11 protein-coding genes and 1 pseudogene are annotated in these 12,147 nt (G+C 47.8%); 11 read left to right on the plus strand and 1 reads right to left on the minus strand.

Annotation, left to right across the window (positions count from 1 at the left end; all coding sequences use genetic code 11):
- The first annotated feature begins 12 nt into the window (after nt 1–12).
- The 7 genes from AC6I1H_RS12200 to AC6I1H_RS12230 all read left to right on the plus strand — a co-directional run bounded on the left by AC6I1H_RS12200 (nt 13) and on the right by AC6I1H_RS12230 (nt 7,576).
- Nucleotides 13–1,938: a molybdopterin biosynthesis protein gene (locus AC6I1H_RS12200; RefSeq protein ID WP_497737837.1), complete on the plus strand. Its 1,926-nt coding sequence runs from the start codon at nt 13–15 to the stop codon at nt 1,936–1,938.
- A 103-nt stretch (nt 1,939–2,041) separates the two neighbouring features.
- The gene (gene moaA / locus AC6I1H_RS12205) at nt 2,042–3,013 is read left to right on the plus strand and encodes a GTP 3',8-cyclase MoaA (RefSeq protein WP_497737838.1); all 972 of its coding nucleotides are present in this window, start codon (nt 2,042–2,044) and stop codon (nt 3,011–3,013) included.
- Between the two features lie 3 nt (nt 3,014–3,016).
- Nucleotides 3,017–3,502: a cyclic pyranopterin monophosphate synthase MoaC gene (gene moaC / locus AC6I1H_RS12210; RefSeq protein WP_497737839.1), complete on the plus strand. Its 486-nt coding sequence runs from the start codon at nt 3,017–3,019 to the stop codon at nt 3,500–3,502.
- A 34-nt stretch (nt 3,503–3,536) separates the two neighbouring features.
- Nucleotides 3,537–3,977, plus strand: coding sequence for an MOSC domain-containing protein (locus tag AC6I1H_RS12215; protein WP_497737840.1), 441 nt, complete (start codon nt 3,537–3,539; stop codon nt 3,975–3,977).
- Nucleotides 3,978–4,000: 23 nt separating this feature from the next.
- The gene (locus AC6I1H_RS12220) at nt 4,001–4,486 is read left to right on the plus strand and encodes a MogA/MoaB family molybdenum cofactor biosynthesis protein (RefSeq protein ID WP_497737841.1); all 486 of its coding nucleotides are present in this window, start codon (nt 4,001–4,003) and stop codon (nt 4,484–4,486) included.
- Between the two features lie 247 nt (nt 4,487–4,733).
- The gene (locus AC6I1H_RS12225; protein ID WP_497737842.1) at nt 4,734–6,809 is read left to right on the plus strand and encodes a ribonucleoside triphosphate reductase; all 2,076 of its coding nucleotides are present in this window, start codon (nt 4,734–4,736) and stop codon (nt 6,807–6,809) included.
- Entirely contained in the window at nt 6,806–7,576 is a 771-nt protein-coding gene (locus tag AC6I1H_RS12230) for an anaerobic ribonucleoside-triphosphate reductase activating protein (RefSeq protein ID WP_497737843.1), read from the plus strand. Before AC6I1H_RS12225 ends, AC6I1H_RS12230 begins: the two co-directional genes overlap by 4 nt.
- 45 nt (nt 7,577–7,621) lie before the next feature.
- Here AC6I1H_RS12230 and AC6I1H_RS12235 read toward each other — a convergent pair.
- Nucleotides 7,622–7,795 (minus strand): annotated as a pseudogene (locus AC6I1H_RS12235) (ferritin family protein); the annotation flags it as partial.
- A gap of 377 nt (nt 7,796–8,172) precedes the next feature.
- Between AC6I1H_RS12235 and AC6I1H_RS12240 the strand changes: the two are divergent.
- The 4 genes from AC6I1H_RS12240 (at nt 8,173) to AC6I1H_RS12255 (ending at nt 12,141) form a co-directional block, all read left to right on the plus strand.
- Nucleotides 8,173–8,646: a DUF134 domain-containing protein gene (locus tag AC6I1H_RS12240; RefSeq protein ID WP_497737844.1), complete on the plus strand. Its 474-nt coding sequence runs from the start codon at nt 8,173–8,175 to the stop codon at nt 8,644–8,646.
- A gap of 241 nt (nt 8,647–8,887) precedes the next feature.
- Nucleotides 8,888–10,384, plus strand: a complete 1,497-nt coding sequence (locus AC6I1H_RS12245) for an alkaline phosphatase family protein (RefSeq protein WP_497740784.1) — start codon at nt 8,888–8,890, stop codon at nt 10,382–10,384.
- A gap of 79 nt (nt 10,385–10,463) precedes the next feature.
- The gene (locus AC6I1H_RS12250; RefSeq protein ID WP_497737845.1) at nt 10,464–11,606 is read left to right on the plus strand and encodes a molybdopterin-dependent oxidoreductase; all 1,143 of its coding nucleotides are present in this window, start codon (nt 10,464–10,466) and stop codon (nt 11,604–11,606) included.
- Nucleotides 11,607–11,661: 55 nt separating this feature from the next.
- Nucleotides 11,662–12,141, plus strand: a complete 480-nt coding sequence (locus AC6I1H_RS12255; protein WP_497737846.1) for a molybdopterin-dependent oxidoreductase — start codon at nt 11,662–11,664, stop codon at nt 12,139–12,141.
- Nucleotides 12,142–12,147: the final 6 nt, after the last annotated feature.

A 12,147-nucleotide genomic window follows, 5' to 3' on the forward strand; every position in this document is an offset into this window, starting at 1 on the left:
AGGAGCTTTTATATGAAAAAAAGAGATGTTTATCTGGACAATATGCCTCTTGATGAAGCGAAGAAACTCTTTTTTAAAGCCCTTCGGGACGCAGGGGCTTTAAAACCCCGCAGCCCGGAGATCCTGGATGTCCGCAGAGCCCTGGGCAGAATCACGGCGGAGCCTGTATTTGCAAAGATTTCATCGCCGCACTATCATGCGGCCGCCATGGACGGTATCGCGGTGGCGGCAAAGGACACATTTGGAGCCGATGAAAGCAATCCTGTGAGATTGAAAGAAGGGATTCACTTTAAATATGTGGACACCGGGGACCCGTTGCCTGAAGGATTTGACACGGTGATAATGATTGAAGAGGTCCATCCTTTAGGAAACGGGGAAGTAGAGATAATCAAAGCCTGTTCCCCCTGGGACAATGTAAGAGGCATTGGCGAAGACATCGTAGCCACCGAGCTCATCGTACCGGAAAACCACCGGCTTCGGCCCCAGGACCTGGGGGCCCTTCTGGCGGGAGGGCATGTGGAGGTGTCCGTGCGAAGAAAACCTATGGTGGCCATCATACCTACGGGCACCGAACTAGTGGCTCCCGGAATGGAGCTGAAACCCGGCGATATCATAGAATATAATTCCGCCATGCTGGCAGGTTTAGTTGAAGAGTGGGGGGCAGAGGCGCGTGTAACCGACAAGGTCGAGGACGATTATGAAAAAATAAAAGAGAAAGTTAAGGAATCACTAGAAAAATCCGATGTAATCATAATAAACGCCGGATCTTCAGCCGGATCCGAGGACTTTACTTCCCGGTGCATATCGGAATTGGGCAAACTTCTTGTCCACGGCGTGGCCATAAGGCCCGGCAAGCCGGTGGCACTGGGGATAATCGGAGAAAAACCGGTTCTGGGCATTCCCGGCTATCCCGTATCAGCGGCGCTCACCATGGAGCTTTTCGCAAAGCCCCTGCTTTACATGATGCAGGGCGTGCCGGCCCCGGAGGCTGAAAAGATGGATGCGGTCATGACCCGGCGGGTGGTATCGCCCATCGGCACGGAAGAATTCTTGAGGGTTAAGCTGGGGCGCATCGGGGAGCGGGTCTGCGCCTCACCTCTTTCAAGGGGCGCCGGAGTGATCATGTCGCTGGTGCGGGCCGACGGCATCGTCAGGATACCGGCTTTAGAGGAAGGTTTTGAAGCCGGCGAGCGGGTGGAAGTGGAGCTTTTAAAGAAGCGGCATGAAATAGAAAATACCGTAGTCATAATCGGGAGTCATGACATAACTATTGATCTTTTAGCAACGGAAGTCAAAAAATATTATCAGGAGCTGAATATATCTTCCGCCCATGTGGGGAGCATGGGAGGCATCATGGCCCTAAAGCGCGGAGAATGCCATATGGCTGGCATACACCTTCTGGACCCCGATACGGGAGAATACAATGTTTCTTATATAAAAAGATATCTGCCGCAGAAAAGCATAGTCCTGGTAAATCTCATCCGCCGCCAGCAGGGCCTCATGGTGCAAAAGGGCAATCCAAAAGGCATAAAAGGTATCCAGGATTTGAAGAGGCCCGATGTGCTCTTCATCAACCGCCAGAGGGGGGCGGGCACAAGACTGCTTCTTGATTTGAAGTTAAAAGAGCTTGAAATATCCCCCGATGAGGTCCGGGGATATGATAGAGAGGAATACACCCATATGGCGGTGGCGGCGGCGGTGGCCGGAGGCAGCGCCGATGCGGGCCTGGGGATTCTGGCGGCAGCCAGCGCCCTTGGGCTTGACTTTATTCCCGTGTCGCCGGAAGAGTATGATTTAGCCATTCCGGAAGAATATTTCAATCTGGACTCGGTCCAGAAGATAATGCGGGTCATAAACACCGAGGAATTCAAGCAAAAGGTCGAAGCCCTGGGAGGCTACGATACCCGGGATACCGGCAAGATTATGTACAAATCGTGAGTCAGGGGATGAGTCAGGGGACGGTTCCTTGACTCATCTTGATGAGTCAAGGAACCGTCCCCTGACTCATCCCCTGACTCAAAGATAATAAGGGGGGTCATCGATGAAAGATGCCGTCGGCAGAGAAATTAATTACCTCAGGATTTCCATTACGGACAGATGCAATTTCCGCTGCCTCTATTGTATGCCGGAAAAAGGCGTCGAGCCGAAATCGCATCCCGATATCCTAAGATTCGAGGAAATAACCGAGTTTGTAAAGGCCGTGGCGCCTCTGGGCATCTCAAAAGTTAGAGTCACAGGCGGGGAGCCTCTGGCAAGAAAGGGCGTTGTGGAATTTGTGCGGCAGCTTCGAGCAGTCGACGGCATAAAGGATATTTCCATGACCACCAACGGTTCCATGCTCTCCTCCGTGGCGGCGGATTTAAAAAAGGCCGGCCTTGACAGAGTCAATATAAGCCTCGACAGCCTGAAGCCCGAAAGGTTTCACAGAATCACCCGGCGAGGCAGGCTTGCGGATGTGCTCCGCGGAATCGAGGCGGCCCTAGACGCCGGCCTTACACCGGTGAAGATAAACTGCGTCGCGGTCCGGGGATTTAATGACGACGAGATCGAGGACTTTATAAATCTTACCAGAAATTATCCCATTTATATAAGGTTTATTGAACTCATGCCTCTTGGAGAAACGGGATGGGGAAGGGGCTGTTATTTGTCCGCCGAAGAAATTAAAGATTTAATAAAGGAGGAACTCTTACCCACTTCTGCTCCTGCCGGAGCGGGGCCCGCAGTATACTACAGGGTTGCCGGAGCGATTGGAGCCGTGGGGTTCATAACCCCCATCAGCCGGCACTTCTGCGATGCCTGCAACCGGGTGCGCCTCACCGCCGACGGAAAATTGAAACCCTGCCTGGAGTCGGATATGGAAATAGATGTGAAGGCCGCCCTGAGGGATAAAAAGGGAGACGAAGAACTCCGGCGTATTTTCAAGGAAGCCCTTTTGAAAAAACCGGTATGCCATCACATGGTGCCTGAATCAGGCGTTGAATACCTTCGAAGAATGTGGCAGATAGGAGGATAGGCCGTGGAATTTACGCATTTTAACGAAGAGGGCAGAGCCCGCATGGTGAATGTCGGGGAAAAACCGGATACCGAAAGGGTGGCGGTTGCCCGGGGGTTTATAGAAATGAAACCCGAGACACTTAAAATGATAGTGGAGGGAAGAGCAAAAAAAGGCGATGTGCTGGCAGTGGCACAGGTGGCAGGAATCATGGCTGCAAAAGAAACGTCTCGAATCATACCCATGTGCCATAATATTTTCCTGACCGGCATAGATATAAAATTTAATATTGATGAAGAAAAAAGCATCATAGGAGTTGAAGCCCGGGTGACAACCGTCGGCAAGACCGGGGTGGAGATGGAAGCCCTCACGGCGGTGTCGGCTGCATGCCTTGCCGTATACGACATGTGCAAGGCCGTGGACCGCGGCATGGTGATAAAGGATATACACCTTGTGGAAAAAAGCGGTGGGAAAAGCGGAATGTTTAGAAGTGAGAAGCAAGATGTGTAAAGTGCGAATATACTGTTGCAATGGAGGTTAATTCATGGGGAAGATTATAGCTGTATGTAAGAGCGAGCAAAAAGGTGAGCGCAAAAAAAATGTTGGTTCTGCAAGGCTTGTGGAAAATTTCGGCGTGGAAGGGGACGCTCATGGCGGTGATTGGCACCGCCAGGTGAGCCTTCTTTCCATGGAGAGCATAGAAAAAATGATAAAAAAAGGCTTGAAAGTTGGTCCGGGCGATTTTGCCGAAAACATCACCACCGAAGGGATTGATCTGCTGAGCCTGCCTGTGGGCACAAAGCTAAAAGCCGGAGAGGCTCTGCTGGAAGTTACCCAGATAGGGAAAAAGTGCCATGCAAAATGCGCCATATACGAGCAGGCCGGAGACTGCGTTATGCCCCGGGAAGGGGTTTTTGCAAGGGTTCTGAAAGGCGGGGTTGTATCCGCCGGGGACACCATAGGTGTGATGGAGGAATATGGATAAAAAATTAGATTGAGGTGATTTCGATGATAAGAATAGCCATCCTCACCGCCAGCGACAGAGGCGCCAGAGGCGAGCGGGAAGATGTGAGCGGGAAAGTCATAGAAGAAATGGTGAATGCCGTTGGCGGGCAGGTGGTGGACTACAGTATAGTGCCGGACGACCTTGAGGCGCTGAAAGAGTCCATGCTTAAAATGTGCGAAAAGGGTGCTGATATCATATTCACTACCGGCGGCACCGGCCTTTCGCCCCGAGACAACACCCCGGAAGCCACCCTGGCGGTGATAGAGAGGGAAGTCCCCGGCATACCCGAAGCCATGAGGCAAAAGAGCATGGAAAAGACTCCCCATGCCATGCTCTCCAGGGCCCGGGCCGGCATCCGCGGCAAAACCCTTATAATAAACCTTCCCGGAAGCCCCAGAGCCGTCCGGGAAAACCTGGAGATAATCCTTCCGGCCCTGCCCCATGCAGTGGAGGTATTAAAAGGACAGGTGCAGGACTGCGCAAAATAAAAAAGCAGGGGTTTTCCTGCTTACTTTTTTGTCTTTCCATACGGAAGATACCTCTTCTTACCGTGTTATACTTTCCAACTCAATCTTACTATTTTTTTGGTGGCTGTAAATATTAACGAAATAATAAACAACAATAGAAAATATCAAGACAATCTCCTGAAAACCTCCAAATGAGCGGTTGAAATAAAAGCCCATCAGATATATAGTATATATGTAAGAAGCATACACAATATATGGGGGTATTTGCATGATTTCATTTATAATCAAGAGAGACGGTCATCTGCAGAAATTTGATAAAGAAAAAATAGCCAGCGCCATATTCAAAGCCGCCAGGGCTGTGGGCGGCAATGACAGGGAAATAGCCGCAAAGCTGGCCGACGAAGTTGTAGGCATACTGGAACAGAAGTATAAAGACGCTACCCCTACCGTGGAAAATGTGCAGGATATAGTCGAAAAGGTATTGATAGAGAGAGGACATGCCAGAACGGCAAAGGCCTATATTTTGTATCGGAAACAGCATCAGGATATGAGGGAATTCAGAAAAGTATTCCTCGATATCGAAGACACCATTGATCAGTACATAGGCAAATCCGACTGGAGAATAAACGAGAACAGCAATATGGGTTTTTCGCTTCAGGGACTGAACAACCATATATCCACCGCGGTTATATCCAAATATTGGCTGAACAAGATATATCCGGAAGAGGTAAGAGAGGCCCACGTAAGAGGTGACTTTCATATTCATGATTTGGGGCTATTGTCGGTATACTGCTGCGGATGGGACCTCAGGGATCTGCTGCTTTCCGGCTTCACCGGAGTGGAGGGCAAGGTGGCAAGCAGGCCGCCGAAGCATTTCAGGACGGCCCTGGGCCAGATCGTCAATTTCTTTTATACTTTGCAGGGCGAGGCGGCCGGCGCTCAGGCCCTCAGCAACTTTGACACCTATCTTGCGCCATTTATTTATTACGATGGACTGAGTTACGCAGAGGTAAGACAGGGAATTCAGGAATTCATATTCAATCTGAACGTGCCTACGAGGGTCGGATTTCAGACGCCTTTCGTGAATATAACAATGGACCTGATGGTCCCCCAGATGATGGCAAAGGAACCGGTGATAATAGGCGGAAGGTTCATGGATAAAACTTACGGGGAATTTCAGAAGGAGATGGACATGCTCAATATGGCCTTTGCGGAGGTCATGATGGAAGGGGATGCCAACGGCCGCATATTTACATTTCCAATTCCCACCTACAATATCACCAGGGATTTCGACTGGGACAGCCCGGTGGTAGACAGAATAATGGAGATGACCGCAAAATACGGTCTTCCGTATTTTTCAAATTTCGTAAACAGCGACATGAAGCCCGAGGATGTCAGGTCAATGTGCTGCCGGCTACGGCTGGACAACCGGGAGCTCAGGAAGCGCGGGGGCGGCCTTTTTGGTGCCAATCCCCTCACCGGCTCCATCGGGGTTGTGACCATAAACATGCCCAGGATAGGTTATTTATCAAAGTCGGAAGACGAGTTTTTCGAAAGGCTCGGAGCACTTATGGATATTGCCAGGACAAGCCTTGAAATCAAGAGGAAGATTCTTGAGAAAATGACCGGGGAAGGCTTGTACCCTTACGCCAGATTTTATCTGAGGGACATATACAAAAGATTCGGCGCCTACTGGCAGAATCACTTCAATACCATCGGCCTCGTCGGCATGAATGAAGCGCTATTAAACTTCAAAAAGTGCGGCATAGCGGAAGCTGAAGGTAAGAGATTCGCCTTGGCCGTGCTTGACTTCATGAGGAAAAAAATGGAACAGTATCAACAGGAGACCGGGATTTTATACAATCTGGAGGCCACACCCGCCGAGGGAGCATCCTACCGATTGGCCAAAAAAGATAAGGAGATATTCAAAGATATCATAACATGCGGCAACGGGGAACCTTATTATACGAATTCGACCCAGCTGCCGGTGGATTTCACGGATGATATTTACACGGCTCTGGAACATCAGGAAGAGCTTCAGTGCAGATATACGGGAGGAACAGTATTCCATGGTTTTGTCGGGGAGAGGATAAGCGACGCCGCCGCATGCAAATCGCTGGTGAGAAAAATAGCGGAAAATTTCCGCCTGCCCTACTACACCGTAACCCCCACCTTTTCCGTGTGCGAAGACCACGGCTATATAGACGGGGAGCATTTTACCTGCCCGCACTGCGAAAAACCGTGCGAGGTTTACAGCAGAGTAGTTGGTTACTACAGGCCGGTGCAGTGCTGGAATAAGGGCAAAAAGCAGGAATTCGCCGATAGGAAGGAATATGCTATATGATATGCGACTTCATGCCCGTGTCATTAGCCGACTATCCAGGATGCGTGGCCGCCACAGTTTTTGTCTTGGGATGCAATTTCCACTGCCCCTATTGCCATAACAGCTCGATCATAAGAAGCGGGAACGGTTTTCCAAATAATCCCGCATATGAAGGCGAGGAATTAAACGCGTCTTTTGAAAGGCAGAACGCCCCCGGACGCTTTACGCAAGGGGAAATAATCGGTTATCTGGCGGCCAGGAAAAAATTGATAGACGGCATATGCATAACCGGCGGAGAACCGACGCTCTGGCCGGATTTGAAAAATTTTGCGGCCGCGATAAAAGCTCTGGGTTTTAAAGTAAAACTGGACACCAACGGTTCAAGGCCCGGAGTTCTGAAGGATATTCTTGAACAGGGGCTTGTAGACTACGTGGCGATGGACGTAAAGGCTCCGGTTTACAGGTACAGCCTGTTTGCGCCTGATGAAAAAGACATATTAAATGTTCAAAAAAGCGTCGATATCATTATGCTCCATGGAGCTTTCGGCGGGAAAATCGATTACGAGTTCAGGACCACCGTGCACGAGAAAATTCTTGAACTCCATGATATTGAAGAAATAGGCCGGTGGCTTTCCGGGGCAAAAAGATATGTGCTTCAGGGATATAAGTACTCGCCCGGGGTTTTGAACGAAGATTTCTGCGGCACAAAACCCTGCGACGTGACATTTTTAAAAGAAGCGAGCGCCGTTGTTGCAAAGCATTTTGAAGAGGTTTTGATAAGGAGCTGAACATGAGGAATTTTAGAAGCCCTGTTCTCAAGACTTGAAAACGGGCCACATCTTTGCGTGCTCTTTTTCGTTTTCAGCCGTTTCCAGAAATATCCCGGCGATCTGCTCGTAACCTTCTTTTTTTGCCACAGAAGCAAAGTAAGTGTATTTGTTGCGCGCCTGAGATTCGCCGGTAAAAGCCGGCCGTTCCCAAGCAACTTTTCCATATATGTAACTCACAGTCTGCCATGTTCCCTTCCGTTTCCGGGGAATATGTAAGGAGCATACCGCAGTGATAACAAAAATATAAAAAATAACAATTGCACTTTTCTGTATCTTCATGCTTTACCTGGTGTTTCTTTGTCTGAAGACCTGGATATACGAACAATCCATAGTGCTGCAGACGTGCCAACAGCAGGTTTATAAGGGTGATGGCAGTTCATGCATGGAAAATGAAAACATGGGACAAGCAGGTGTATCCGAACTGAAAAATTAAACAAACTAATTCTAGAAACAACTGGTGTAAAGCCGGATTTATATTGTTGACATAAGTTCATAATAGTAATATAATAAAATTAAAGTTATAAACATATGACCATAACAAGAGGAGAGAAAAAATGCCAAGACCACCGAAATGGCGCAGAGTGGAATTTTTGCCCGTTGTAACATATTTTAAGCCTGCAGGAGTCCCTTTAAGGCAGTTGGATGAGGTTGTCCTTACTGTGGAAGAACTGGAGGCGCTGCGTTTAAAGGACATCGAGGGACTGGAGCAGGAAGATTGTGCCGAAAAAATGGGTATCTCCCGGCCGACTTTCTTCAGGATATTAAACTCGGCTCACAGTAAAGTAGCCGATGCGCTGGTGAAAGGAAAGGCCATTAGAATAGAAGGCGGGAAATATCATTTTTCACAATTTGTGAAGTGTGCAAAATGCGGCCATGTCTGGGAGGAAGTTCAGAAGGAAAATATTCAGGCCCCTGAATGCCCGGAATGTCACAGTACGGAATGGATCCCAGCGGGAAATCACAGGGGATGGTGTCATGGCCGCCGGCAAAGAGGACTATTTGATTGCGACATGGGGACGGTTCTGTGATTGTCGCAATTTCAATGTTCTATTTTTCGGACATTAAATTTTTTAGAAACACTTTTATGGGATAAATAGGAACGGGGAATTTCAACATGCTGTTATCTCCATCTGCTGTGACCGTAAAAATTTTTTTTTAATTTTCATTATGCTTTAGAAGGAATAATGGATTTTTTATAGAATGTATACAATATAAATCATAATAGCGGTTTTATGAATCTTCTTAAAAAGGCTGTGTATTAAATTGAAAGTGGGTAATGTAATTTTTGTAATGGCCGTTGCCGCTGCTTTGATTGTTGTTTGTATGGCAGTGGCAGGAAGGGTTGTTTTTTTTAGTGCTGCATTAAACCAGCAAAATTCCGAATTAAATATCGATGTAAAAATATCCGGCGACGTAAAAAACTCCCTTTTTGATGTCAGGCTGAATCCGGATGAATTAGGGGAAATAATGCAGAAAGGCAACAGGATAAAGGTCATAGATGCAAAAAAGTTTATCGACAAAGCCGGGCCGGTATCGCCGGATAAAGTATTCTTGATAGGCAGGGACGGCATCACGGCGGAGTTGGAATACGGCAAGCTGGAGGGAAGTTTTTTTACGATAAATGATGAGGGGCTCTGTTTTTTGACCCGGAATTTTCCTGTAAATACCCAGATAAAGGGCATCGAAGAAATCATTGTCAAAGGCGATGAAAAGGTTCTGGCAGATAGAGTCTCCGGGGGGATTTTTGTCATCCAGGGGGACGAGCTTTCTTATAAAAGTCCGGGAGAACTGCTCATGCTTCCCTATCAGCGGGAGCTTTTTAAGGTGGGGGAGAGCACCAGGTCAGTGGACGGCAATGAATATAAGGGGGTTGTATATCAATCAAGAAACCTGGTTTCCATTTTAAGCATATTAAATGCTCCCGCCAGGAAGATTGCAGCTTATTCGGAAGAAGGCGACATACTTTATGCCGATGCCGATGTCAGGCTGCAAATAAATTCGCCCCACGGCCTTATCTTGCATGGCGCCGCTGGACAGATGAAAAAGCCCATTGGCATTGTGGCGGATCCTCCGGCCTCCGTGATAACAGATGTGGCCGAAGCAATACTGGAAAAAGCGGAGCAGGGCCGAAAAGTAATGGTTGTATACATAGACGGCATGGGATATGAGATATACGAAAAGGCGAAAGCAAAAGATTGCATACCGTTTCTTTCTTCCCTTGGGAATCCGCAAAAGGCCCTCACGGTATTCCCGCCCATTACCGATGTGACCTATTCTTCCATGGTTACCGGCAAAACACCAGCTTATACCGGGATAAGAAAAAGGGGTGACAGCGACCTGAAGTGCGATACGGTTTTTGAAACACTTTCACGCTCAGGCAAAAGGTGTATCGTGGTGGAAGGCAATATCAAAATCTTAAAGGATGATAGTGCCACGGTATTAAACATCGATGAAAACAAAGACGGCTTTATTGATGATGAGATTTTTGATTCAAGCCTGAAGCAAATGGAAGGCAGGCCGGATGTAATGCTGGTCCACTTCCACTCCTATGATGACCTGGCCCATGAATATGGTCCGTACTCTCTGAAAGCCATGAAACAATTGCAGATAATCGACGGATGGACAGAAAAGCTTGTGGGAAATTGGGACGGCGACATAATAGTTACGGCAGACCACGGCCTGCATGAAGAGGGCAAGGGCGGCAATCACGGGAGTTTTTGCCCTGAAGATATTTTTATTCCCATAATATACAACTCAAAAAAGTAGTCGGATAAAAACAGCTGCTTGGCGAGCTGCCACCCACGAAAGATGCCAAGAGTTAAAAATTTTATTTGGAGGGATATTTTTGGCTGTAAGGAAGATTTTTACAATCCTGTTGGTTTTTGTGCTGGTTTTTGCATTGACTGCCTGCGGAAAATCATGGGCATCTAAAACAGGAGAAGCAAACGATGCAAAAAGCAAAGCCGATACAAAAACCGATGCCAGCACGGCTGCCACGAAAGAACTGGACAGGGCTGCAAATTTTGTGATAAAAGGAGTCCAGGGCGAAGATTTTGAGATTACAGTGGAGGAAATAAAAGGACTTCCTGCTAAAGACGTAGAGACACAATTGCAGGATTCCGGGGGAAACATCACCGATATAACAGCCAGAGGGCCCACATTAAAAGGTGTCTTGAAAAATAAAGGCATAAATCTTGAAGAATTTTCGGCTGTTCAGGTGAAGGCCAGGGACGGGTATGCTGTACAGATTCCCGAAGAAATAATAAAAAGCCGGGATATAATCCTTGCCTATGAATTCAACGGAAAGCCGCTGCCTGAAAGCGATACGCCTGTTAGAATCGTAATCCCCGGTGAATTTGCCATGTACTGGGTTAAAGCTGTGAGCAGCCTGGAACTGAAAAAGGACTCGGCGAAACTTGCTGCCGACAGGATGCTCTTTTTGGACTCAGTGGGCCTTGAACCGGTGGAATACACCTTTGATGATGAGGGTGACAAAGCCCTGGCACTAAAAGAAGTCTTTGATAAATTTGCCGTCGAATATGAGGGGAAGCCGTTTTTAATGAAGGCAAGAGACGGCCTCAAAAAGACAGAAGAAATGGAAACCGCTAAAAAGGCGTACATAAAGATAACCGGGGAAAATGCCCCTGAATTTATAGCTCCGGATATATCTTACGGAATGTATGTCAAAAACCTGGTCTGGTTCGGCACGGATAAAGAAGTTATTATGGGCCCAGGGCAAAACCTCGCAGCCTACTTTAAGAGTGAAACGGTACCGCTGGAAACGGTATTCAAAGAAGTAAACATGGAGATAAAGGACGATAAGGATTATATGGTAAAAGCCGCAGACGGCTATTCAGCGGATATCAAAGGGAAGGACTTAAAGCAGGGTGAACTTTTGCTGAACGATGACGGCATAAGGGTTAATTTTAAACAGCTGCCCAAAAAATACAATATCAAAAATCTGATGGAGATATCATTGATAAATTAGAGGCCGGAGGTCAGAAGTGAGAGGTCGGAATAATAAAATATAGGGGGTTTTTAATATGTATAAAAAATATCTTGTGATTACTATAGTATTAATATTTATGCTGTCTGCCGTTGCAGGATGCGGACAAAAATCGGCTCAGGCGCCTGCTGAAGCAAAATGGAATATTCAGGTAACCGGAAAGGGCGCCGATAAGACGTTTACCTATGCCGACATGGAAAACCTGGGGCCTGTAAGCGCAAAAATAACCATGACCAAAAAAGATGGCTCCACCGAAGAACATGAGTGGACGGGCGTGCCGCTTTCAAAGGTGCTGGAATCCGCCGGTATAAGGGAATTTGAAAAGGTTGTTTTGGAATCCTCCGACGGTTATAAAACGGAGCTGCCCAAAGATGTGGCGCTGGCGGAAAACACTCTGGTGGCATATAAAATGGACGGCAAGGCCCTGCCTGAAGGCGACGGCCCTGTGCGCATGGTGGTGGATGGACAGCCCAGCAAAATGTGGGCGAGAGCCCTGGTAAAAATCAGCGTCGAGTAGGTGTGC

The organism is Biomaibacter sp. TOL, assembly GCF_059717795.1.

What these genes read in the sequence shown, in the direction of transcription:
- AC6I1H_RS12220 (WP_497737841.1), top strand. Translation starts at nt 4,001, where the DNA reads ATGATAAGAATAGCCATCCTCACCGCCAGCGACAGAGGCGCCAGAGGC.
- AC6I1H_RS12230 (WP_497737843.1), top strand. Translation starts at nt 6,806, where the DNA reads ATGATATGCGACTTCATGCCCGTGTCATTAGCCGACTATCCAGGATGC.
- AC6I1H_RS12255 (WP_497737846.1), top strand. Translation starts at nt 11,662, where the DNA reads ATGTATAAAAAATATCTTGTGATTACTATAGTATTAATATTTATGCTG.
- AC6I1H_RS12215 (WP_497737840.1), top strand. Translation starts at nt 3,537, where the DNA reads ATGGGGAAGATTATAGCTGTATGTAAGAGCGAGCAAAAAGGTGAGCGC.
- AC6I1H_RS12240 (WP_497737844.1), top strand. Translation starts at nt 8,173, where the DNA reads ATGCCAAGACCACCGAAATGGCGCAGAGTGGAATTTTTGCCCGTTGTA.
- AC6I1H_RS12225 (WP_497737842.1), top strand. Translation starts at nt 4,734, where the DNA reads ATGATTTCATTTATAATCAAGAGAGACGGTCATCTGCAGAAATTTGAT.
- moaA (WP_497737838.1), top strand. Translation starts at nt 2,042, where the DNA reads ATGAAAGATGCCGTCGGCAGAGAAATTAATTACCTCAGGATTTCCATT.
- AC6I1H_RS12200 (WP_497737837.1), top strand. Translation starts at nt 13, where the DNA reads ATGAAAAAAAGAGATGTTTATCTGGACAATATGCCTCTTGATGAAGCG.